The 22,947-nt window shown below is 36.6% G+C and carries 22 protein-coding genes and 1 riboswitch; of the genes, 14 read left to right on the top strand and 8 right to left on the bottom strand.

The annotated features are described in order from the left end of the window. Genes KGF86_RS13555 through pseI form a run of 7 tightly spaced genes read left to right on the top strand, consistent with a single transcriptional unit; the run spans position 1 to position 6,187 of the window. A complete protein-coding gene (locus KGF86_RS13555) occupies positions 1-588 on the top strand; it encodes a class I SAM-dependent methyltransferase (RefSeq protein WP_211742192.1) in 588 nt (195 codons plus the stop codon). Between the two features lie 48 nt (positions 589-636). After that, positions 637-1,575: a dTDP-glucose 4,6-dehydratase gene (locus KGF86_RS13550; RefSeq protein ID WP_211742191.1), complete on the top strand. Its 939-nt coding sequence runs from the start codon at positions 637-639 to the stop codon at positions 1,573-1,575. 18 nt (positions 1,576-1,593) lie between these two features. Continuing rightward, positions 1,594-2,793: a UDP-4-amino-4,6-dideoxy-N-acetyl-beta-L-altrosamine transaminase gene (gene pseC, locus KGF86_RS13545; RefSeq protein ID WP_211742190.1), complete on the top strand. Its 1,200-nt coding sequence runs from the start codon at positions 1,594-1,596 to the stop codon at positions 2,791-2,793. A 2-nt stretch (positions 2,794-2,795) separates the two neighbouring features. Next, complete coding sequence (locus tag KGF86_RS13540; protein WP_211742189.1) at positions 2,796-3,509, top strand: cytidylyltransferase domain-containing protein; 714 nt, start codon at positions 2,796-2,798, stop codon at positions 3,507-3,509. Positions 3,510-3,512: 3 nt separating this feature from the next. Next, the gene (pseG, locus tag KGF86_RS13535; RefSeq protein WP_211742188.1) at positions 3,513-4,601 is read left to right on the top strand and encodes a UDP-2,4-diacetamido-2,4,6-trideoxy-beta-L-altropyranose hydrolase; all 1,089 of its coding nucleotides are present in this window, start codon (positions 3,513-3,515) and stop codon (positions 4,599-4,601) included. Continuing rightward, positions 4,588-5,136, top strand: coding sequence for a UDP-4-amino-4,6-dideoxy-N-acetyl-beta-L-altrosamine N-acetyltransferase (gene pseH, locus KGF86_RS13530; protein ID WP_211742187.1), 549 nt, complete (start codon positions 4,588-4,590; stop codon positions 5,134-5,136). Before pseG ends, pseH begins: the two co-directional genes overlap by 14 nt. 1 nt (position 5,137) lies before the next feature. Then, complete coding sequence (gene pseI / locus KGF86_RS13525) at positions 5,138-6,187, top strand: pseudaminic acid synthase (RefSeq protein ID WP_211742186.1); 1,050 nt, start codon at positions 5,138-5,140, stop codon at positions 6,185-6,187. 93 nt (positions 6,188-6,280) lie between these two features. Here pseI and KGF86_RS13520 read toward each other — a convergent pair whose 3' ends face one another. Continuing rightward, positions 6,281-8,059, bottom strand: coding sequence for an ABC transporter substrate-binding protein (locus KGF86_RS13520; RefSeq protein ID WP_246521558.1), 1,779 nt, complete (start codon positions 8,057-8,059; stop codon positions 6,281-6,283). 263 nt (positions 8,060-8,322) lie between these two features. Between KGF86_RS13520 and KGF86_RS13515 the strand changes: the two genes are divergently transcribed. The 5 genes from KGF86_RS13515 to guaA all read left to right on the top strand — a co-directional run bounded on the left by KGF86_RS13515 (position 8,323) and on the right by guaA (position 16,597). Continuing rightward, on the top strand, positions 8,323-9,852 hold the full coding sequence (locus tag KGF86_RS13515) for an amidase (RefSeq protein ID WP_211742185.1): 1,530 nt from the start codon (positions 8,323-8,325) through the stop codon (positions 9,850-9,852). Between the two features lie 476 nt (positions 9,853-10,328). Beyond that, positions 10,329-11,285 (top strand): AAA family ATPase, encoded by a 957-nt coding sequence (locus tag KGF86_RS13510; RefSeq protein ID WP_211742184.1) that lies wholly within the window; start codon positions 10,329-10,331, stop codon positions 11,283-11,285. A gap of 3 nt (positions 11,286-11,288) precedes the next feature. After that, complete coding sequence (locus tag KGF86_RS13505) at positions 11,289-12,557, top strand: DUF58 domain-containing protein (protein ID WP_211742183.1); 1,269 nt, start codon at positions 11,289-11,291, stop codon at positions 12,555-12,557. Then, a complete protein-coding gene (locus KGF86_RS13500; protein ID WP_211742182.1) occupies positions 12,554-14,749 on the top strand; it encodes a transglutaminase-like domain-containing protein in 2,196 nt (731 codons plus the stop codon). Before KGF86_RS13505 ends, KGF86_RS13500 begins: the two co-directional genes overlap by 4 nt. Before the next feature lie 31 nt (positions 14,750-14,780). Next, positions 14,781-14,882: riboswitch (purine riboswitch) on the top strand. Positions 14,883-15,064: 182 nt separating this feature from the next. Continuing rightward, positions 15,065-16,597: a glutamine-hydrolyzing GMP synthase gene (gene guaA / locus KGF86_RS13495; protein WP_186869050.1), complete on the top strand. Its 1,533-nt coding sequence runs from the start codon at positions 15,065-15,067 to the stop codon at positions 16,595-16,597. Positions 16,598-16,653: 56 nt separating this feature from the next. On the opposite strand, the gene KGF86_RS13490 is transcribed toward guaA, so the two are convergent. The 7 genes from KGF86_RS13490 to KGF86_RS13460 form a co-directional block, all read right to left on the bottom strand. Continuing rightward, the gene (locus KGF86_RS13490; protein WP_211742181.1) at positions 16,654-17,865 is read right to left on the bottom strand and encodes a site-specific integrase; all 1,212 of its coding nucleotides are present in this window, start codon (positions 17,863-17,865) and stop codon (positions 16,654-16,656) included. 38 nt (positions 17,866-17,903) lie between these two features. Beyond that, on the bottom strand, positions 17,904-18,089 hold the full coding sequence (locus KGF86_RS13485) for a DUF3173 domain-containing protein (RefSeq protein WP_010097541.1): 186 nt from the start codon (positions 18,087-18,089) through the stop codon (positions 17,904-17,906). A 504-nt stretch (positions 18,090-18,593) separates the two neighbouring features. Next, positions 18,594-18,848, bottom strand: a complete 255-nt coding sequence (locus tag KGF86_RS13480; protein ID WP_211742180.1) for a helix-turn-helix domain-containing protein — start codon at positions 18,846-18,848, stop codon at positions 18,594-18,596. Next, complete coding sequence (locus KGF86_RS13475) at positions 18,832-19,269, bottom strand: RNA polymerase sigma factor (protein WP_211742179.1); 438 nt, start codon at positions 19,267-19,269, stop codon at positions 18,832-18,834. The genes KGF86_RS13480 and KGF86_RS13475 overlap by 17 nt, the downstream gene beginning before the upstream one ends. A 470-nt stretch (positions 19,270-19,739) precedes the next feature. Next, positions 19,740-20,891 carry an acyltransferase family protein gene (locus KGF86_RS13470; protein ID WP_211742178.1) on the bottom strand — a complete coding sequence of 384 codons (1,152 nt, stop codon included), beginning with the start codon at positions 20,889-20,891 and terminating at the stop codon, positions 19,740-19,742. Between the two features lie 102 nt (positions 20,892-20,993). Continuing rightward, positions 20,994-21,215, bottom strand: coding sequence for a hypothetical protein (locus KGF86_RS13465; RefSeq protein WP_010097533.1), 222 nt, complete (start codon positions 21,213-21,215; stop codon positions 20,994-20,996). A gap of 24 nt (positions 21,216-21,239) precedes the next feature. Then, positions 21,240-21,953, bottom strand: coding sequence for a GAP family protein (locus KGF86_RS13460; protein ID WP_211742177.1), 714 nt, complete (start codon positions 21,951-21,953; stop codon positions 21,240-21,242). A 96-nt stretch (positions 21,954-22,049) separates the two neighbouring features. Between KGF86_RS13460 and KGF86_RS13455 the strand changes: the two genes are divergently transcribed. Both KGF86_RS13455 and KGF86_RS13450 read left to right on the top strand, forming a co-directional pair. Further along, entirely contained in the window at positions 22,050-22,655 is a 606-nt protein-coding gene (locus KGF86_RS13455) for a TetR/AcrR family transcriptional regulator (RefSeq protein ID WP_211742176.1), read from the top strand. 45 nt (positions 22,656-22,700) lie between these two features. Further along, a complete protein-coding gene (locus tag KGF86_RS13450) occupies positions 22,701-22,943 on the top strand; it encodes a hypothetical protein (protein ID WP_211742175.1) in 243 nt (80 codons plus the stop codon). The last annotated feature ends 4 nt before the right edge of the window (positions 22,944-22,947 follow it).

Raw genomic sequence — 22,947 nt, 5'->3', positions numbered from 1 at the left:
ATGAGTAAACATGAGAAAAAGTCACTAAATGATATTCATGAATATTGGAAGCACAAAAGTGAACCAGAAACCTATATTAAACCTAAAAAAAGGAGTGAATTTTTAGGGAAATATGTAAAAAAATACGCAAAATCACCAGATAGTATTTTGGAGATAGGCTGTAATGTTGGAAGAAATCTAAATTATTTATATCAAGAAGGCTATCACAAGTTGACCGGGATTGAGATTAGCGATGAAGCTGTTAAGCTACTAAAAAAAACGTATCCAGCAATGGCTAAACAGGCAGAAATAATTTGCTCTCCGATAGAAGAAATCATTCAAACCATTCCAGAATCTAATTATCATCTGGCCTTTACTATGGCAGTTCTTGAGCATATACACCCTGACAGTGAATGGGTTTTTGAAGAGATTGCTAGAGTTACGGGGCAGTATCTCATTACGATTGAAGCTGAAGAAGCAGAAAACTGGCGATTATTCCCTCGGAATTATCGTAAAGTCTTTGAAAAATATGGTTTGAAACAAATAGAAGAGTCCAACTGTAAAGATGCAGGTTTGGAACTTTATACGTTAAGAATATTTTCGAAGTAAAAGAAATTTTTATAGAATATCTTTGTGCATGTAGAAAGGGTGAAAAATGTGAATGTACTAGTTACTGGTGGAGCGGGATTTATCGGGAGATGGGTAGTAAAATGTCTTCTGGAGGATGGACATCAAGTAACGGTGTTGGATAACCTAACCAACGGTAGAAAACAGAACCTAACAGAATTTGAGAATTTGCCGAATTACCAGGGAATAATTATTGGAGATATAAAAAATCGAGCACTATTGGAAGATGTGTTTAAGCAATCATTTGACATTTGCTATCATTTAGCAGCAAGTATTAATGTTCAGGACAGTATCGATCATCCAAGGACAACTTTTGATAATGATGTGGTAGGTACTTTTCATTTATTAGAGTGTTGCCGCAAACAAAAGGTTAAACTTATTTTCATGAGTACTTGTATGGTGTATGACCGTGCATTAGGGGGAGAAGGTATACATGAAAAAGACCCTATAAAGCCAGCATCCCCTTATGCAGGCTCTAAATTGGCAGCCGAGCATTTAGTTCTATCATACTATTATGCATATAATCTCCCTGTAACCATCCTGCGGCCATTTAACACGTATGGACCATTTCAAAAGACCACAGGAGAAGGTGGAGTTGTCTCGATATTTATTAAGAAAAAGCTAGCTAATCAAGACTTAGAAATATATGGAGATGGGAAGCAAACCAGGGATTTGTTGTATGTAGAAGACTGTGCACGATTTGTTGTAGAAGCTGGATACAATGAAAGTGTGGAAGGTGAAGTGATTCATGCGGGTCTTGGAAAAGATATTTCCATAGAAGAGTTAGCTAGACTGATAGAAAGTGATTATACGAAAATAAAATATGTTCCCCATATTCATCCGCAAAGCGAGATACCCAAATTGTTATGCGACTATTCAAAGGCAAAGGAACTCTTAGGCTGGGAGCCAACATATACGCTGGAACAAGGAATAAAAAAAACAGAGGAATGGATTCGTTTGAATTCCTAAAAGAAAAAGGTGTACTTGATGGCAAAAAGTGAAAAATTAGCAATCTATGGTGGGAAACCAGTACGAGATATGTATTTACCTTATGGTAGTCAATGGGTTGATGAATCAGATATTCAAGCAGTTATTCATGTCTTAAAAGGAGATTGGTTGACCACTGGTCCGCATATTACGGCATTTGAAAGGGAGATTGCAGATTACGTTGGAACCAACTATGCGGTAGCATTTTCTAATGGAACAGCAGCTCTGCATGCTGCCTGTTTTGCAGCGGGAATTACTTCCGGTGATGAGGTGCTAACTACTCCTATGACTTTTGCCGCAACTGCTAATAGTATTCTTTATTGCGGTGCAAAGCCAGTGTTTGTTGATATTGATCCAGAATCTTATTTAATATCCCCGGAACAACTAACCACAAAAATTAATCATAAGACTAAAGCAATTATTCCAGTAGACTATACTGGAAACCCGGTTGATTATCAAGAGATTATGAGAATTGCAAAAGAAAATGGTTTAGTTGTGATTGCAGATGCAGCTCATGCGCTTGGTGCTACCTATCATGGAGATAAGGTAGGATCTATTGCTGATATGACGATGTTTAGCTTTCACCCTGTTAAGCATATAACTACTGGGGAGGGCGGCATCATTACAACTAATGATAAATTCTATTATAAAAAACTAATCTTATTCCGTAGTCATGGTATTACAAGAGATCAGCACTTATTAACGAGTCATAATGAACCATGGTATTACGAAATGCATGAGCTTGGATATAATTATCGAATGACGGATATCCAAGCTGCATTAGGTATTAGTCAACTAGCTAAATTAGAGGACTATCTACTAAAGCGTAAAGCGATTGCAACTACTTATACAGAAGCCTTCCAAACATTAGATCCAATAATTCTACCCAAAATTCATGACGATAGAGAGTCTAGCTGGCACTTGTACGTGATAAGACTAGATTTGTCCAAACTACGCGATAACCGTCCAGCTATATTTAAGGCGTTAATTGAAGAGAATATTGGTGTGAATGTCCACTACATCCCTGTTTATTTCCATCCTTATTATCAAAAACTAGGATATCAAAAAGGACTTTGTCCTCACGCTGAAGCCATTTATAAAACCATTATCACACTACCACTTTTTCCGAAAATGAATCCGTCTGATGTGGAGGATGTCATTTCTGCTGTAAAAAAAGTCATTTCCTATTATGAGGTGTAGCTATGATTTTAGCGATCATTCAAGCTCGAATGGGTTCAACAAGATTGCCTGGTAAGGTATTAAAACCAATACTTGGTAAGCCTATCATTAACTATCAAGTGGAACGTGTGAAACAGTCAAAAGCTCTTAATCAAGTGATTATTGCAACAAGTAAAAATGTAAAAGATGATGCTATTATCTATTGGTGTGAAGCTAATTCAATTCCTTATTATCGTGGCGATGAAGCGGATGTTCTAGGGAGATATTATGAAGCGGCAAAGCAGTTCTCTGCTAGTACAATAGTTAGATTAACCGGAGATTGTCCAATTATAGATTCGGATGTAATAGATCGTGTCATAATAGATTATTTAAAAGAAGGCACTTCCTATTGTTCGAATACGATTAAACGGTCTTTTCCGAGAGGTATGGACACAGAGGTGTTTTCTATGGATGCATTGGAAAGAGCTAATTATGAAGCCAAATCACCATTAGAGAGAGAGCATGTCACAACGTATATTCGAAATCACTTCTCAACTTTTAATGTCTTTAATAATACGGACTACAGCAATCATCGCTGGACGGTCGATACGAAAGAAGATTTCCAACTTATTAAGAAGATTATTACCGAGTTATATCCAAATAATCCCCTTTTTACAATGGAAGATGTAGTCCGATTATTAGCAAATAATCCGGATTGGATGTTGATAAATAAAGATGTTAAGCAAAAGGACGGATAGTTAATGCATGTCGTATTTCGAGTGGACGCATCAAGTCAACTAGGTACTGGTCATGTAAAGAGATGTCTAATATTAGCAACTGAATTACTTGAAAGAAGTGTAAAGGTAACCTTTATGAGTCGCAATTTACCTGGTAATTTACTAGAAGAGATGAAGGAGCTCACCTCTTCCGTAATTGCTCTGCCAAAATTAGACTCAAAGTTAAGTCAGTTAGACTGGTATAAGCGCTATTGGGAGATAGATATAGCACAGTGTATAGAGAGAATGAAGGATATGGAAGGGATTGACTGGCTCGTAGTGGATCATTACGGGCTGGATTTTCATTGGGAGCAAAGGATGCGTCAACGGGTAAAGAAAATAATGGTTATTGACGATTTAGCCAATCGAAATCATGATTGTGAGCTATTACTTGATCAGAACTTACTAGCAAATATGGAAAATCGCTATGATGGACTATTACCTAAGCATGCTGTTCAATTATTAGGACCATCCTATCGATTACTAGATAAAGTATATCTGCGTAGTCAAACTGTACCTCGCTCTCACACTGTAAAAAGGATACTTATTTCATTTGGAGGAAGCGATCCTACAGGAGAGACGAAGAAGGTTCTTCAGGCAATAACCATGGTAAGGAAAAAGGAAATTCTTTACGACGTTGTGATAGGGAGTTCAAATCCGGATAAACCTTTTATTCTAGAACATTTTGGTCATCTCGACGGTATTAGGCTTTATCCACAAGTTTCTTCTTTAGCTCCTTTGATGCTGAAGGCTGATTTAGCAATAGGGGCAGGTGGTGTTACGACTTGGGAGAGAATTGCTATGGGTCTTCCTTCTATCACGATTGAAACCGCGGATAATCAGCACGAGGTCCTTAACCATTTGTTACAGTCTGGTGTTATCTATCATCTAGGGCGAGGTGAATTGGTATCGGTTAAGCAAATAGCTGCCGCACTGAACAGACTATTAGCCGAACCATCGATTGTTCACCGGATGATAGAGAGAATTAATTTGTTTAAAAATGATTATATGTTAACTACTGAGAACCCAGTAGTAAAACTTCTTATAGGGGAAGAGGATAATGTTAGAAATTAGAGATTTTGAGCTAAGAGACATAAAGGAAGATAATCTAAAACAAGTGTTGGAGTGGCGGAATTCCCCCAGGGTAAAAAATGTAATGAATTCCAATCATAATATTACATGGGAGAATCACCTTCGCTGGTTCAAAAGTATTAAAGAAAACACAGATAAAGAGGTATATGTGGTAACTTATAAAGGGAAACCAATAGGTGTAGTAAGCTTACAAGAAATAAGTAAAGAACATAATCGATGTGAATGGGGATTTTATATAGGAGATAAAGAAGCACCAAAGGGATCAGGTACTATATTAGGAATACTTGCCTTAAATAAAGCCTTTAATGAGATGAATTTGTATAAAGTCTGTGCACAGGTTTTATCAACTAATAAGGTTAGTTTCCAGTTCCACAAAAAGCTAGGCTTTGAATATGAAGGAAGATTAGTTGATCATATTAAGAAGGAAAATAACTATATTGATGTGTTGCAATTGGCATTATTTCAATCAAAGTGGGAAGGCATTAGGTATAGATTAATGCAAAAAGAGGAGGGCTGATATGAGTCCAATAAAGCTTGGGAATCATTTTGTTGGCAATGGGTATCCACCTTTTATTGTGGCTGAACTTTCTGGGAATCATAATCAATCTATTAATAGAGCGCTTCAAATCGTTGAGGAAGCAGCAAAAGCAGGTGCACATGCTATTAAACTACAAACCTATACTCCTGATACTATGACATTAAATCTTAATGAAAAGGACTTTAAAATAAGTGACGAAGCAAGTATATGGAATAATAAATCGTTGTATAATCTGTATCAAGAAGCTTACACACCTTGGGAATGGCATAAGGCTATATTTAATCGATGTAAAGAGTTAGGTATCTTAGCCTTTAGTACCCCATTTGACAACTCGGCAGTCGATTTTCTTGAATCACTTGGTGTACCGTGTTATAAAATCGCTTCCTTCGAATGTACCGATTTACCGTTAATAAGAAGAGTAGCTGAAACGAAAAAACCAATGATTATTTCAACGGGGATGTGTACTTCACCAGAAATATTTGAAGCAGTCAACGCGGCAAAAGATGTAGGGTGTGAGGATATTATTCTATTAAAATGCACCAGTACCTATCCGGCCTCACCTATTCATACAAATATAAAAACAATTCCTCATATGAAAGAATTATTTGAATGTCAGGTAGGGCTATCCGATCATACTTTGGGCAGTGGGGTAGCTGTTGCAAGTGTTGCCTTAGGTGCTGTACTAATCGAAAAGCATCTTACCTTATCAAGAGAAGACGGTGGTGTAGATGCTAGCTTCTCTATGGAACCAGATGAGCTAAAGTTACTAGTATCAGAGACTAAAAAGGCATGGGAATCTCTCGGAAAGGTTCATTATGGCCCTACAGATGTAGAGAAAGCATCCTTGAAATTCCGTAGATCTTTATATGTTGTGGAGGATTTAAAAAAAGGGGATCTATTAACAGAACAAAATTTAAAGGCGATCCGACCAGGCAATGGTTTATCTCCTAAATATTTTCCGATTTTATTAGGAAAGCGAGTGAATTGCGATATTAAAAAAGGTACTCCTGTGACATGGGAGATATTTTAAAAGCTTATAAAAAATGCTGGTTAGTATTTAAAGTCGAGAAAATAGAAAGAATACTAACCAGCAACATAAAAATAAAACGATATTTAGAACTATTTATTTCATTTCTGAAACCCACCATAGATGAGTATTGTTATACATAGAAAACGGTATTGGTTGCACACCCTGCAATCTATTGTTGTAAGCCCAGAGGCTATTTTGCGCATAAAGAATAAAGGCAGGTAAGTCTTCAGAGTATAGTTTTTGCCACTTGCGATAAATACTTGCACGGTAATCTTGTGAAAAGGCTTCTGGAGTCTTACGTGCTTGATTTAGTAATTCATCGGATTCGGGATTATTCCATCGTGAAAAATTATATGAAGCCATAGTCTCCCAAAAACTAGATGGGTCTGGGTCTGAACTAGTTAAGTTCCAACCTAATAAATATAAGTCTAAATCATTGTTATCGTTCGTTAATTCTTGTATAAGTGTAAACATTTCCTTAGGTTTTCGAAGCTCAACCTTAATTCCGATGTCTTCTAGCATTTGGACAATTAATGGTGCTGTTTGTTCGCGAATTTTATTACCAGTAGGATAATCGAAATTTAGTACCCAAGCATTCCCATCGGGATCTTCACGAAATCCATCATCATTTGTATCGACATAGCCTAAGCTCTGTAATATGTCCTTTGCTTTCTCCAAATCGAAAGTATAAGATTCCGTTACACTTTCATCATACGCCCAAGATTGTTTGGCAATTGGTGAATTAAGTAATTCACCGTGACCGTTTAATAATTCATTAATTAGTTTTTCACGGTCAATCCCGTAGGCAATCGCCTGCCGTACCTTTGGATCAGATAATTTTTTGTTAGGTTGCCAGTTATCCGGATTTAGTACTCCTTTTTCAACATCCTCTTCAGTTTGGTGGTGATGCTTGAAACCTAGTAATTCGTATCCGAAATCTGGTTGTTCGATTATACCTATGTTTTCTAACTTATTTATGGTTTCATAATCAGTTGGAGAAATGCCATCAGGATTACCGATAAAATCAATCTCTCCATTCTCTAGTAGAGAAGCTATTACTGGTTTTGCAACTACACGCCAAACAATTTGTTCAAGATAGGGTGTGCCTTGCCAGTATTCATCATGGCGCTTTAAAGTATATTCCTCTCCTTCTACCATATCTGCAAGTTGAAACGGTCCAGTACCGATTACATTTCCTGGAAGTAGTGACGCTTCCGCATTAGGCATATCATCTATTGGTATATCTTTAAAAATATGTTCAGGAATAATAGGAGAGCTTGCGAAATATAGTGGATTTATAATCGGGTCAGCGAATTTAAACGTTACTATATAGTTACCTTTAGCAACAACCCCCTTAAGCTCATCTGTTTCTCCATTAACATATTCATCATAACCTAGTAGAGGCTTAACAAAGGCGGTTCGAATCCCACCAGCATTTATGTAATCTGGATCAGCAATTGCTTGATATGTAAATACAACATCACTTGCTGTAAATTCCTCTCCGTCATGCCACTTAACCCCTTCTTGAAGGTGAAGGGTTAATTCTGTTTGATTGTCATTTAACTCCCAACTTTTGGCTAGCTGCGGGACATATTCCAGACGTTCATTTTGACTTACTAAACTTTCGTGTGTAAATGACAGGATATTTGCTTCATAGGGATCGTCATGAAAAATTGGATTAAACATTCCGGCAGGTGCTGAATATATCGCACCGGTTATAGAACCACCTGGTATTGGCTCTATAGGTATATTGTTTTCTTCTTTATCTTCTTCGAAAGAACGGTTAGCTTTTTCATCTTCACATCCAACAAGTAGGACAGTAAGCAATAATCCGATAGTATATACAATGAAATTACGTCTCTCTATAAACAACTGATTTCCTCCTTTTATAGTGTTGATGAAAGGTGTAATTTTACATGAATAATCAACGTTTTTGAGAAATAGTGGAGAACGTATCCATAACTTTTTGGACACTACATTCGTAACATACTATGAAAGGGTGTTTTATTTTATTACTTTTAGTTAAGAGGAGCTTAGTTAATAGGTAGTCTCGATATTACTTGGAACTCTTGAAATTTTATATTTTTCATTTTGATGATAAACTGATAGAAATAATGAAATTTGAGGTGTGAAAAATGGATTTACGTACCTATGTAACATTAGATGCAACAGAAATGGCAGATTTAGTTCGTAAAAAGGAAGTAACAGCGAAAGAGCTTGTCAAACTGAGCTATGAGCAGTTAGAAAAAGTTAATCCGGTACTTAATGCAGTTATTCATGAACGGAAGGAAAAAGCACTTCAAGAAGTGGAAAATGTAATGATTAAGGACAAGGGGTTCCATGGGGTTCCGTTTTTACTTAAAAATATATCGCAAAGATTAAAGGGAGAGCCAATAACTTCAGGATCTAGGCTATTGCGATCCAATTTTGCAAAAGAAAATTCAAACCTAGTTGATAAGCTCAAGCAATCGGGATTTATATTCTTAGGACATACAAATACACCGGAATTTGGTCTGAAAAATATTTCCGAACCGTTATTGTACGGCCCATCAAGAAACCCATGGAATACAGAGCATTCTCCTGGAGGATCTAGTGGAGGAACTGCAGCTGCGATTGCCTCTGGAGTTCTCCCGATGGCTGGTGCTAGTGATGGTGGAGGATCGATTCGTATCCCTGCATCATTTTCCGGTCTATTTGGATTAAAGCCAACTAGGGGACGTACTCCGGTTGGTCCCGGTGCAGGTCGTCAGTGGCAAGGGGCGTCCATTGATTTTGCTTTATCAAGAACAGTAAGGGATAGTGCAGCATTACTTGATATTCTTCAGATTGTTCAACCAGAGGCAGCCTTTCAGACACCACTTTTTCCAGGTAGCTTCCGTGATGAAATGAATAAGCCTTTTGGAAAGCCATTACGAATTGCTTTTTCTACTAAATCGCCTGTCGGAACACCAGTATCAGAGGATGCAAAAATTGCGGTAAAACAGGTTGTTTCATGGCTTGAGAGTGAAGGACATTATGTAGAAGAAAAAGAAAATGGAGTGGATGGCATACAGTTAATGCGGAATTACTATTTAATGAATAGTGGAGAGATGGCATCTTTAGTCCTAGAGTTGGAAGCAGCATTTGGTAGGGAGCTTACTGCTGATGATATGGAAATTGAATCTTGGTTATTAAGTGTTGCTGGTAAGTCTGTAACAGCTGCTGAATTTTCTGCCAGTCTTGCTTCCTGGGATGTAGCTGCAGAACAAATGACAAAGCTTCATAGCGAGTATGATTTCTTTATCACACCAGCTACGGCATACACAGCTCCGAAAGTTGGAGAACTTACACACTCCGAGGAAAAGCAAGCTGAACTTAGAGAGCGAATTATGACATTAGATAAATCGGGTCAGCAGGAGCTCATTTATGAGATGTTTCTATCAAGTTTAACTTACACACCATTTACTCAACTAGCAAACTTGACAGGACAACCGGCGATTTCAATACCGGTTTATTTATCAGAACAAGGCTTACCATTAGGAGTACAAGTTATGGCAACAAAGGGTGAAGAACACCGTCTACTGCAATTAGCACATCAACTAGAACAAACATCACTATGGATTGATATTTCCGAAAACCCTTTCTTAAAAGAATTAAGCGAAGAAGGCAAAGCACCACGTATATAAATAATAGGACAAGGCAAGGGCATAAATGAGGTTAAGCTAATAAAAACAGAACAAAGCTCATACTAGCTCCTTAAATATATGGAGACTCCAGCGGGAGGAAAGGCATCGGCGAGCCGCCACAGGATCGATAAATCTAAGGAGGCTCACCAGCCCTCCGCAGAAAGCAAAGTATATATCCGGAGCAGGGCTGGTACACTAATTAGAACAGTTTAGTTTTTACTTTGCTTTATTCCTTATGTCTAAACCTTGTCCTTTTTTATTTCATTATGATTACTTCCCAAAATCCAGGTTTGATACAAGTTTTACACGTGTATATAGGTATAGTAACTTATTGTAAACATAAGGTCTTAACTAAATATTAATAGTTTACAAATCATATTTTTTGAAAATAATGTATTTTAAGTATCCTTTTACTAAGTACTTGATTTTTAGTATAGTTAAAAGGAAAAGTAATTTATGCAGAGGGGCGTTAGTGGATGCAGGAGACGATTGTGTATAACGAAAAAGTAGGAAAAGTCATCGAAAATATTAATAAAGTAATGATTGGAAAAGAAGACGTAGCTGTTTTAAGTTTGGTAGCTTTACTTGCTGAGGGCCATGTTCTACTTGAAGATGTGCCTGGTGTTGGAAAAACAATGTTAGTTCGTACATTAGCTAAATCACTAGATTGTGATTTTAAAAGAATACAATTTACCCCAGATTTATTACCTTCTGATGTAACCGGTGTTTCAATCTATAATCCAAAAGAAATGGAATTTGAGTTTCGTGGTGGACCTATTTTAGGCAATATTGTATTAGCGGATGAAATCAATCGTACATCACCGAAGACACAGTCTGCACTTTTAGAAGGCATGGAAGAAAAAAGCGTTACGGTTGATGGAAAAACAATTCCGCTGCAAAAGCCTTTTTTCGTAATGGCAACACAGAACCCGATAGAATATGAAGGAACATATCCACTACCAGAAGCTCAATTAGATCGTTTTATTTTGAAACTAACGATGGGATATCCATCTTTAGAGAACGAATTGGAAATGCTAGAAAGAATATCCAAAGAGCACCCCATTGAAACAATTTCACCTGTCATGTCAAAAGAAGAATTAGTTTTAATCCAAGAAGAAGTTCGCCAGGTTTATATAGAGAAAAATGTTCAACAATATATTGTTAATCTTGTCCGTGAGACGAGAAACCATGATGATATTTTTCTAGGAGTTAGTCCACGTGGGTCAATTGCCTTGATGAGGGCAGCGAAAGCTTACGCATATATCAATGGTAGGGATTTTGTTCTTCCTGATGATGTGAAGTATTTAGCTCCATATGTACTGACACACCGGATTATCTTAACTTCTGAAGCGAAATATGACGGGAAAACAGCAAGACAAATAGTGGAGCAGGTAGTCAAACAAACATTTGTACCAATTCGAAAGGAATTTTAGGTAATGAAACCAGCTTTTCGTTTAGTACGTAATGGTCTATTTATCTTATTCCTATTTGTCATACTTTTTGCTTATGCGATGTTTCAAGGGGGATTTACGAGTTGGTTCCTATTTTATAGCTTTCTACCAATCTTCCTTTATTTAGTGGGTTTACTGTTTTATCCGATTTCCCGTTGGAGTGTGGAGAGGAATATGTTTAAGCATGTTGTTGCCACAGGGGACCGCATTACGGCTTCTATCCAAATAAAACGTAAAATCCCCTTTCCCATTTACTATGTCATCGTTGAGGAAGTGTTTCCTGAGTCGTTAAATCGAATGGATATTCGGCATGCTAAATACCAATATATGGACCAACCGAATAAATTGTATCAAAACCGTCAAATGAAAAAGATTATTTTCCCTTGGTTTAAGCGTGAATTTATTATTACCTATGATCTCGATCAGCTACCTAGAGGGGTTCACGTTCTTCCTGCTGTTCGTGTTAAGACAGGTGACATATTTGGATTAATTAAAAAGGAGTATGTTTATCCCGTAACGAATGAGTTAATCGTATATCCCGTTACAAGGAATATTCATTTAGTTGAAAAGATAAACAGCTATGAGCAAGGCTCGATTTCATCCTTTTCCTTAAATCTAAAAAATACAAACGTTGCAACTGGCGTTCGTGAATATACGCCAGGTGATAAATTTTCCTGGATCGATTGGAAACAAACAGCTAGGAAAAATGATGTCATGACCAAGGAATTTGAACAGGAAAAAAGTACAGATACGCTAATTATTTTAGATAATTGCTACTATCATGGCATGAATTTACTTGCTTATGAAGCCACTATTGAGGCGAGTATGTCTTTAATGGAAACGATAAGAAGACAAGCCTCTCAAGTTGGGTTTCTATCGATTGGGGAGGATACGGTATTTTTCCCTGTTAAAAATGACCCTGCGAAAATGGAAGGAATCAGAAAGCACTTAACACAAGTACAGCCACGTTTGAACTATCCATTTGCTAGGAAGCTAAAAGAAGAAATGCAAAAAATAACGAATAGCTACTTTGTCATATTAGTTACAACGCATCTGGATCACATGGTAAGAGATACCCTTCAACATATGGGGCTAAGAGAGAAGAAGCTTATGATTCTATATATTCAGTCCGAGGGCCGTATTTCCATGGAGGAACATCGTGTTATCCAAGAGCTTCGTAATGAAGGGGTTGGCATTAGTCTGTTAACCGAGAAAGATTTGGTTATGGATCCAATCGAGGTGAATGCATTATGAGGAAACTAAATAGAACGAATATACCTTTTGTTTACACCTCTATTCTTTATCTGGCTGGTTTATTGTTATTTCTAGAGTGGCTTTATCCAGTAGATCAAGTAACGGATACGACGTTCATCGGCATCTTTATTATCTATACGTTTTTTTGTTTCTTTATCAGCCTTATTCAAATTAAATGGTGGCTATCCTTTATTTTAAAAGGATTTGGGATTGTTTTTATTTTGAATGGATTGTATTCTGCCAATAGTTTTTGGAGTATGACCTGGTTCAAGGAATTCTATTCAGAGATTGCCTATAATATCCAAGTTCTACTATCGCGACAATGGTTTGATTTATCTAATATGTTCCGTACCTTATTATTTTTACTCATCATATGGTTAATGAGCTATCTGATTTTCTATTGGTTTGTTCAAGTAAAGCGGGTTATGGTATTCAGTGTTCTAACGTTTGTTTATATCACACTGTTAGATACGTTTACTGTATATAACGCAGATTGGGCAATTTTACGCACATTCATTATTGCATTTTTAGCTTTAGGATTAGCGAATGTTCTAAAGGAAATCCAAAAAGAGAATATACAAAGCTATCGATTAGGTACGAGACCACTTTGGATTCTCCCATTAATAGTCATTATATTATTATCTTCCGTAGTTGGTTATGCAGCGCCAAAGCTTGACCCACAATGGGCTGATCCAGTTCCGTTTATAGAAGGTGTCGTAAATGGTAATGGGATTGGTGGGGTTGGAATAATTCAGAAGGTTGGTTATGGTGAAAATGATGATAGTCTTGGCGGATCCTTTGTCCAAGATTATACACCAGTCTTTAAAGCTTATATGAAGGAGGACAATTATTTCCGTGTAGAATCCAAGGATCTTTATACAGGGAAGGGTTGGCTTAATTCAAAGCGGAAGGAATTTGAGGAACAAGAGGATGGAATGATTAACTTTGAAACCTTCACCTCAGACGTCGTGACAGAAGAAAGACAGTTGAGGCTAGATTTTGATGAACGAGCGTATATTTCGAAACTACTTTATCCGTATGGAATTAATCAAGTAACACCTTCTGATGAGAATGTGTCCTTGAAGCTAAATGATGCTACAGGTGAAATTAGAACAGAAATAAATGATAGTACTGTAGTTCTGTCTGATTATAAGATTATATATGACAAGCCATCATACCCTATCGATCAGATGAGGGAGAGTGGTACACCGGCAGATGAAGATTTACTAGAGAAATACACTCGTCTACCATCCACTTTGCCAAATAGGGTCCAAGTACTAGCAGAAGAAATTACAGCGAATCACGATAATCAGTATGACAAAGTCCGTGCAATTGAACGATATTTTGGTGCTAATGGATTTGTTTACCAAATTAGTGATGTTGCTGTTCCTGAGGAAGATCAAGATTATGTAGATCAATTTTTGTTTGAAACAAAGGTAGGATATTGTGATAATTTCTCTACTTCCATGGTTGTTATGCTTCGTACACTAGACATTCCAGCTAGGTGGGTAAAAGGATTTACTAGTGGTGAAAAAATAGGCGACAATGTTGATGAGGAAGGTAATAATCTATATCAAGTAACCAATGCCAATGCCCATTCATGGGTAGAAGTATATTTTGAAGGAATTGGATGGGTACCATTTGAGCCAACACAGGGCTTCAATGCACCAAATAGTTATGCTGTTGATACATCCACACAAGATGATGTACTAGAAGCACCTGAAGCAGAACCACAAACACCAGAACAAGAGTTAGAAGTGCCAGAACAAGAGGCTGATGAGGCATTTAGCCCAGCTGCTAAAGCAGATGATCAAAAGATTGGATTTACAATAGTTCATGGGATTATTCTAGCAGTGATTCTCCTTATTGGAATCGGATTAGTATACTGGAAGAGAAATCAAATAAGAACCTATTTATTAGAGCGAAAAATGACCAAACGAAAGGATGAAGCGACATATCAAGAAGCCTTCCATTTCGTATTGAAATTATTGAGTAAGAAAGGGTTCCAGAAAGAACCAGATCAAACACTGAGAGAATTTGCTGTCCGAATAGATAATTGGTATGGTACAAATGAAATGGCTAAGCTAACAGCAAACTATGAGAAGCTAATCTATCAAAATAGTACCAATCACAATGTAGAAGATGAAATGTCGGATTTATGGAAAAATTTAATTAAACGTATATTGGGTTGACTAGAGTTTCCTATCACTAGTAAAATAAGTTTAACTTATAAACACATGCTTTCATATATCCTCGATAATATGGTTCGAAAGTTTCTACCGGGGTACCGATAATACCCTGACTATGAAGGCGGAATTCTAGATATTACCCAAGTCTGGATTTCTGCCTTTTTCTATATTTATGTACTTCCTATGCTAGGAGTATGATATAGAAAGGCGGAAATCCAGACTTTTTTTATTATCTTTAGCAGTAAGGATATAGTGAAGTCTATATTACATGCTGCATTTGGATTGCGGTTAACATATTACAATATAAGGAGAATAACAATGGATAACGAAATGATTCTAGTTTTAGACTTTGGTAGCCAGTACAATCAATTAATTACACGAAGAATCCGTGAATTTGGTGTCTATAGTGAACTACATTCACACAAAATATCAATAGAAGAAATTAAAAAGATAAACCCAAAAGGCATCATCCTTTCTGGTGGACCACATAGTGTGTATGACGAGAATAGCTTTCGACCAGACGAAAGAATATTTGAGCTAGACATACCGGTACTTGGAATATGCTATGGTATGCAGCTAATGGCATTACACTATGGTGGAAAAGTAGATAAATCCAAAAATCGTGAATATGGAAAAGCAACCATTTCCTTGCAAAATAATCCAGTATTATTTAGTGAAACACCAGAAGCACAAACAGTCTGGATGAGCCACGGAGACAAAGTTGTTGAAGCACCGTCAACTTTCACCGTAGATGCAACAAATCCGTCCACTCCAATTGCCGCATTCAGCATGAAAGAGAAGAAGATGTACGGTGTTCAATTCCACCCGGAAGTACGCCACTCTGAGTATGGAAATCAATTATTACGTAATTTCGTATTCGATGTTTGTGGAGCAAGTGGTGACTGGACAATTGAGAACTTTATTGAACAAGAAGTAAAGGCAATTAGAGAAAAAGTTGGTAATCGAAATGTCCTTTGTGCCCTAAGTGGTGGTGTCGACTCTTCTGTAGTAGCAGCTTTAATTCATAAAGCAATTGGCGATCAATTAACGTGTATTTTTGTAGACCATGGTTTGTTACGTAAGAATGAAGCAGATGACGTGATGAAGGTTTTCGCTGATGATTTTGATATGAATGTGATCAAAGTGGATGCTTCAGAGCGTTTCCTATCTAAGCTAAAAGGTGTCGATGATCCAGAGAAAAAACGTAAAATTATTGGGAACGAATTTATTTATGTTTTCGATGATGAAGCGGCGAAGCTAAAGGATATGGATTTCCTAGCACAAGGAACACTTTATACCGATATTATTGAAAGTGGAACAGAAACAGCACAAACTATTAAGTCCCATCATAATGTAGGTGGACTTCCTGAAGATATGCAATTTGAATTAATTGAGCCTTTAAACACATTATTTAAAGACGAAGTTCGTGAATTAGGCTCACAATTAGGCTTACCAGATCGAATCGTATGGCGTCAACCATTCCCAGGACCAGGACTTGCTATTCGTGTACTTGGTGAAGTGACCGATGAGAAACTAGAAATCGTTCGGGAATCTGATGCTATTCTAAGAGAAGAAATTGCTAATGCAGGCTTAGAACGCGATATCTGGCAGTATTTCACGGTATTACCTAATATTCGCAGTGTTGGTGTAATGGGAGATGCTCGTACGTATGATTACACGATCGGTATTCGTGCAGTAACTTCTATTGATGGAATGACCTCTGACTGGGCTAGAATTCCATTTGATGTATTGGAAAAAGTCTCTACTCGAATTGTAAATGAAGTAGCACATATTAATAGAGTAGTGTATGACATTACGAGTAAGCCACCTGCGACGATTGAGTGGGAGTAGTAGAAGGAGAGCTGAAACCCCTTTGTTTATAAGGGTTTCGGCTCTTTACTCTATTTTCATTGCATTGTTATTGCATTATTTGTTTCTAAGTCCTTACGCAAATATTGAACTGTGAATTGATTTTTGGGAGAAGTATCTTTATTTTCAGTTGCAGTTTGATAAGACAATATACCTTTTAGTTTATGAGCGACCTCAAAATTACTGTTTGGATACAAATGTCCATAGGTGCCGAGTGTCGTTTCAATATCTTCATGTCCTAGGCGATCTTTAATAATTAATGGGTTTTCTCCCATACTAATAAGCAGAGAAGCGTGAGAATGTCTTAAAGCATGTAATCTTATTCGATGAACCCCAGCCTTTTTTGAATAACGTGTAATGGCATTTGCTAACGTATGCTTTTGTGTAGGGATACCATTATAGCTCATCACAAAATTGGTTTGGACGATAGATTGCTGCTTTTCCTTCCATTCGTGGAGTAACATTAATGTATCCTCATCTAATGCAATATGACGGACACTAGCTTTTGTTTTTGGTTCTACAAAAGAATAGTTATCTAAATTCTTATAGTAAAGTGTTTTATCGATTGATAACAAACCTTTGTCAAAGTCAATATCTTCCCATTGAATCGCAGTGGCTTCTCCAATTCGCATGCCTGTCATAAACAAAAGCCACAATGAAATAAATAAAAAATGTTGATAGTAGTCTTCCTTATAAAAAAGGGAGATGACTTTTTCAAATTCTTCTTTTGTCCAAAAATCTATTTTTATCTTTGTCTTTTTTACATTTCCAACAATTTTCGATGGATTACTTTCGGTTAAACCTAAAACAAGAGCTCGATCCATTGCCATGGAAAACAACCCTTGAACATTTCTAATATAAGAAGAACGATACTTCTTTTTAGATAATGCTAATTGCCATTTTTGAACATGAATTGGGGTAATTTCTGATGTGAATAAGTTATCAAAAAAAGTGAAATGTTTTCTTACAGTCGGTAATCGATTATCGTACGTTCTTCCTTTTACTTGTGTTTTATACCAAGGTAAGAAAATATCTTCAATAAACTGTCGAAATAAAATGTCCTCTTGTTTTTCTTCTAAGGAGTCTGACTTTGTTAGTAGTAACTTAGAATATTCTTCCCTTGCTTCTTTTTTGGTCTTAAAACCACTACGGTACTTCTGGATTTGCTTACCAGTGATGGGATGATAGCCTAAATTTGCCCTAAAATAATAAGTTCCGTTCTTTGCCTTTTTGATGATATCTTTAGTCATGATTTCACTCCTTACGCAATTAGTGCAAGAAGTACAAATCACACGTCTAAAGTTATCCCTAATACTTCCTCTACAGCTTCTTTAGGAACACGATCCAACTTTTTAGATTGATAATACGTGTGGCCCTTTGAAATCATTAGTTTTTTGCATTCTCTAATGATATCAGCTGAATAAGAAGGACCATAACCTAGTGCTATCAAGTCTTTTTTAGTGACTGTGACCATATAAACTCCTTTCCATAGACTAGGATATGCTATTTGATATCTGTCTATTATTATATCGCGTCTATACAACTAATTCTAATACGTTGCGTGAATTTGGCTCTTGCACTAAAATAAAAGGTTTTTTGTCATAACTGGAAGGTTAGTCTTAAATTAAAATATAAAAAATCAGACGGCTGTTGATACAGCTCCACGGGAATTTCACCCCTGCAAGTATTTCTTCCAGCCCTACTCATAGCTTGCGACGCTTTGAACGCTCGAACCATGACGGTAGGGGAGTATCATTATCCATACTGATGGGTTATCGCCAGCAATCCACCACGATTGCACTAGATTCGTAGATGACCGCTCTTTCCTTTTGGAAGTCATGGCGCATGAATCAGGTGGCTCGTCATCAGTAGAACGTATCTGATTTTTTGTTTATACTGCACGGCGTTATCTTCCGTGCTTTCTTTGTCAAAGAACACAATATATGGTTAACGAAAGGGAAAACCTACCATTATTGATTCAAATCTTGAAAGCTAAAACCGACTGCATAAGCTTAGCTCGTAAGCGTTCGCGTGTATCTTCATCGATGCCCCAATAAGTGTTTCCATGTTCATCACGGAGCTTACGCATGGACAGGCTTGTCATGTAGCTTCCATAATGTAGAACAACTACTTTCATTGCTTCTGGCTCACCCTTATTTGCAGCTAAAATAATTGGGTACGGCAATAAACCACGCTCGTTGTTTCCAACATTAGAATTAATCATCCCATTCATCTGCATGTTCCTCCAAAAATCGTTTTAACCTTTTGAAAGAGCTTGTCCGCCTATACTGAACGGTACTGCGTGGAATATCGAGTAATTCAGCTATCTCTACATCCGACTTATCAAAAAAGTAGTATAGTAGGACGGTCTTACGCTTTTCTTTTGGCAAAGTATGCAACGCCTCAGCAAGTAATTTCGGAGTTATTTTCTTTCCAGCCACTTGAAAACTTTGTCCTTCTTCTCCTTCATATTGCTTATCTAAGGTAAAAAGTTGATTTTCTTCTTGTGGGGTGAGGTCAGAAAACGTCAGCTCCTTTGCCTGTTGTTGTCGCCTTTCGTTGTAAATATTGATTGCTTCATTCTTCAATACTCGTTTACAAAAGGCATTAAATGCACAGCGAACTTGCCACTCGGTACGATCTGGTTCGATCATGCATTTCCTCTCCCTTCGCAACTGCAAAGGTGGGTGATGATTTCCCCTTTCATAACCTTCAACAAGTTTTTTTATGAAATGCCAAAAAAAAGAGCAATATTTTAAGAAAAATTATTCATTAAATACAAAAAAGCCCAACTGAACATAAGCCAGGTGGGAGTAAGAATTTATACATATTATTAAATGGAAAATTCTATTTAAAAAGTTGAAAGCCTTAGTTCAAGAAGAAAACAAATTACGACAAAACAAAAAGTAAAAGTAGTATATGAGCTAAGGCACGATTATCCTGTGAAGGCATTACTCAAAATTGCCGGTATTCCACGTAACACTTATTATTATAAAATTAATACTTCTTTAAGCACTCAGATAAAAATTCAAAGTGAAAAAGGCTCATTAGTTCTATTTTTGAGAAGCATAAGGGCAGGTATGGTTATCGTCGTATCCTCTTTTTTCTTTAAAACTCACCATCCCTAAATAATCTTTGAAACAAAGGGAATCTGCCTAATTATATAACTTAACAAGAAGCAAAGTGGTATCGTGATCAGAATCATAGCTAGAAACATGAAGGATGGTGGAAAGTGGATGATCTTCAATCCAGCCATAACAATAGCGATAATCGGTATATGAATGATATAAATCACGAAGGAATGGGCTGACAAGAAGCTCCAACTTTTTCCTTGACGAGAAACTCTTTTGCGAAAGAATATGATTAATCCGAGAATGACGCCAACACAAAATAGAGCTTCCCACAGAGAATAAACCAAAGATGCCCAGTTCCAGCCGCCAGAAAACTGTAATTCGTCTACCCCAAATATCAAGACTAAGGGAAGGAGAAGAATCGATGCTCCAATTGCATTTCCAAAACCCGCCCTCCCCATAGAATCAGGGGTATTTCGAAACCAATTGCGTTGATAAGCGATGATGCCTAAAATGAATAGCCCGACATATTGTGGGAGATCATAGCCGCTTGCTGTAAATAGTCCAACGAATGCTCGAACCTTGGGAGATCCGCCTGGCAAGTCGAGAGCAGGGACCCACAGTCTTATGATGAAATACGATACTGCTAATATCATGACAAAGATGGCAAGCATTGTGTAGGTGGGTGGCTTACTCTGACGAACTACTGATAGCTTATTTTTACTCATAAACTTCGCCCAAACTGCGTATAAACAAACGAATACGAAAAGTAGCTCGACGTACCACATAGGCCCGTAAGTTAAATGTGAAAAATAGGTTTGCCATGTAAATGGCTCTTGGTTAAGTATATAGGCTTCAATTGCTTGAGCTTGGCTAAGAATGAAAATATAGAAGATAAATGGGATTAGGAATCGGACAGATCTATCTTTGATAAACCGAGTTGCCCCATTTCTTTCAAAAGATGAAGGGACAAAGTAACCAGAAATAAGAAAAAATGTCCCCATAAAGAAAGTCTGATTAAAAGCAAGGAATAGAAGGCCCATTACAACCCCAATAGACCCTTGTGTTAATACATCGTTATAGATGGAAAAGTACACCAAATGATGTAGCACAACCAACACTGTAAGAGCTCCTCTTAGGTTATCAATAAAGGATAATCGTTCTTCCTTTTGGGAAGACGAGCTCCCTATATGTCTTGAATTCATAATAATTCTTATGTTCCTCTCTATAAATATTTAAAAATATATTTCAACGGAGTATCCGCCAAACTGGACGGCTATGTATAAACCGTCCAATTTGCTCTATATTTAATTTTCTCTTTTAGTTGATCTGTCTATTTTCCAAGAGGCTAAACCTATGATCCCACCAACTATAATAAAAATAATGTCCATAACAATTTCAAATCCCTGAAACGCATTAATATAATTTACCAAAAACCAACTTTTTCCACCATTAGTCAAATGATTGATTAATCCGCCTACTCCCTGTATAACAAAAAGTAGACCAAGTCCACTGATTATTTCTTTCATGATGAACACCTCATTAATAATTTTTTAATTTAATATGCCTCTAAGACCGATATTGAAAAAAACCGCACCTACTACTCCTATCGCTACCAAGAGTGAGGAAATCGGAGCTTCATTTAATTTTGATTTAATTTTATTTAGAAATTGTTGCAGTCTCTCTTTAAACATAATATTAACCCCTAACAAAAGAAGAGAAGGAAGCACCATTACAAGATTGTAGCCAATTATAATAAAGATAGAAGAGGAAGACTCAATTGTTAGGTGATTCATTAACAAAATGGAATAAAAGTAAGGCAATGCAGTTACAAATTCAATTAGAAAAACAATGATACCTAATATGATCATCCCTTTCATCGTTGTTTTTTGGGGTATAAATGAAATTAAACGTTTTTTTGTAGTATCATTTGGTTTACAGAAGCTAATTAAAACAATAACTGCTCCAAAAAGGAGATAAAACCAATTGATAAAGTCAAATTCAGATAATTTTCCAATTCCTTTCAATAATGAATCTCCACCAAAGTATAGGAATAAGCCCACTACGAAGTAGCCAAACTGCGTAATAAATAAAAAAACAAGCAAGCGAGAAGATAATTGATAAGGCTGTGTCAATAATAAATAAGCTGTTACAGCAAGTACACCAGGACTTAATATATCAATTAATGCGCAAATAGAAATAATTAGCAAAGCTATCGATGTGTCTATTGATGAAGAAGGCATCAATGCTTCAATACTTTCGATCAAATATGGAGTCCCTCCTTTTTATATGTTATAATTTAAATAGCACAGCGTGTTAAAATTATAATAACACACTGTGTTAATAAAAGGAAGTGATTTTTTATGCCAAGGATTGTTAATCATGAAAAAAAGAGGAAGTCAATTGCTGAAGCCGCTTGGAATATAATTAAGAAAGAGGGAACAGAAAAAGCCTCCATAAGAAGAGTTGCGATTGAAGCAGGCATGTCTGCTGGAGCGTTAAGACATTACTTTTCAACTAAGGATGAAATGTTATTATTTATCATGGATTACTATCTGGAAGAAGGTAAAAAACGATCTCAAAGTAAAAGTTGGTCAGAAAATCCATTGCAGGCTGTCGAAGAGGTTTTATTGGAGCTTGTACCAATTGATGAAGAAAAGAAAATAGAAACGAGTGTTTGGTGGATTCTTGCACTTCAGTCACTTACAAGTGATACATTAAAAGAAAAGAAAGATGAAATGACTAACGGTACATATGAATTAGCAAATTCAATGATTGAGATATTAGTCCTAAAAGGGATTTTATCTGATTCAATTAATGTAAAATTAGAAAAAAGTAGGCTAGCGGCATTAATTGATGGATTGTCCATTCATGCTCTGTTAAGACCTGATGTCTACTCTCCAGAAAAGGTGAAGGAAGTAATCCGTTATCATTTAGAAACACTCTGTAATGAAAGTCAATTGAATTGATTTTGCAACCGTTAATCTTCATTTGTTTGCCAATTACATACAGTGATGGCATTGGCGTCAATATTCTTTGATGAGCCATTTACAATAACTATAGATTATTTTATACTTCTCTTTACTTTTGGAATTGCTCTACAGCTATATAAAAAGTATACAGGAACATTATGGATGAATATTATCTACCATATTGTTTATCTTGAAGTGGCTAGATATATTTCCATGGGTAGTATGTTGAAAAGTGCGGTACGTTTGAATGCTATTAAAAATCGAAATGGAGGGAGATTTAATTGACTTT

The sequence above is a fragment of the Ornithinibacillus massiliensis genome (assembly GCF_018310345.1).
In the GTDB taxonomy this organism is placed as follows: Bacteria; Bacillota; Bacilli; order Bacillales; family Amphibacillaceae; genus Ornithinibacillus; species Ornithinibacillus massiliensis.
The sequence above is the reverse complement of the archived record's forward strand: the minus strand, read 5'-3'. Positions and strand labels throughout refer to the sequence as shown.

What these genes read in the sequence shown, in the direction of transcription:
- KGF86_RS13555 (WP_211742192.1), top strand. Translation starts at nt 1, where the DNA reads ATGAGTAAACATGAGAAAAAGTCACTAAATGATATTCATGAATATTGG.
- pseC (WP_211742190.1), top strand. Translation starts at nt 1,594, where the DNA reads ATGGCAAAAAGTGAAAAATTAGCAATCTATGGTGGGAAACCAGTACGA.
- KGF86_RS13540 (WP_211742189.1), top strand. Translation starts at nt 2,796, where the DNA reads ATGATTTTAGCGATCATTCAAGCTCGAATGGGTTCAACAAGATTGCCT.
- pseG (WP_211742188.1), top strand. Translation starts at nt 3,513, where the DNA reads ATGCATGTCGTATTTCGAGTGGACGCATCAAGTCAACTAGGTACTGGT.
- pseH (WP_211742187.1), top strand. Translation starts at nt 4,588, where the DNA reads ATGTTAGAAATTAGAGATTTTGAGCTAAGAGACATAAAGGAAGATAAT.
- pseI (WP_211742186.1), top strand. Translation starts at nt 5,138, where the DNA reads ATGAGTCCAATAAAGCTTGGGAATCATTTTGTTGGCAATGGGTATCCA.
- KGF86_RS13515 (WP_211742185.1), top strand. Translation starts at nt 8,323, where the DNA reads ATGGATTTACGTACCTATGTAACATTAGATGCAACAGAAATGGCAGAT.
- KGF86_RS13510 (WP_211742184.1), top strand. Translation starts at nt 10,329, where the DNA reads ATGCAGGAGACGATTGTGTATAACGAAAAAGTAGGAAAAGTCATCGAA.
- KGF86_RS13505 (WP_211742183.1), top strand. Translation starts at nt 11,289, where the DNA reads ATGAAACCAGCTTTTCGTTTAGTACGTAATGGTCTATTTATCTTATTC.
- KGF86_RS13500 (WP_211742182.1), top strand. Translation starts at nt 12,554, where the DNA reads ATGAGGAAACTAAATAGAACGAATATACCTTTTGTTTACACCTCTATT.
- guaA (WP_186869050.1), top strand. Translation starts at nt 15,065, where the DNA reads ATGGATAACGAAATGATTCTAGTTTTAGACTTTGGTAGCCAGTACAAT.
- KGF86_RS13490 (WP_211742181.1), bottom strand. Translation starts at nt 17,865, where the DNA reads ATGACTAAAGATATCATCAAAAAGGCAAAGAACGGAACTTATTATTTT.
- KGF86_RS13485 (WP_010097541.1), bottom strand. Translation starts at nt 18,089, where the DNA reads ATGGTCACAGTCACTAAAAAAGACTTGATAGCACTAGGTTATGGTCCT.
- KGF86_RS13480 (WP_211742180.1), bottom strand. Translation starts at nt 18,848, where the DNA reads ATGAATGGGATGATTAATTCTAATGTTGGAAACAACGAGCGTGGTTTA.
- KGF86_RS13475 (WP_211742179.1), bottom strand. Translation starts at nt 19,269, where the DNA reads ATGATCGAACCAGATCGTACCGAGTGGCAAGTTCGCTGTGCATTTAAT.
- KGF86_RS13470 (WP_211742178.1), bottom strand. Translation starts at nt 20,891, where the DNA reads ATGAATTCAAGACATATAGGGAGCTCGTCTTCCCAAAAGGAAGAACGA.
- KGF86_RS13465 (WP_010097533.1), bottom strand. Translation starts at nt 21,215, where the DNA reads ATGAAAGAAATAATCAGTGGACTTGGTCTACTTTTTGTTATACAGGGA.
- KGF86_RS13455 (WP_211742176.1), top strand. Translation starts at nt 22,050, where the DNA reads ATGCCAAGGATTGTTAATCATGAAAAAAAGAGGAAGTCAATTGCTGAA.
- KGF86_RS13450 (WP_211742175.1), top strand. Translation starts at nt 22,701, where the DNA reads ATGGCATTGGCGTCAATATTCTTTGATGAGCCATTTACAATAACTATA.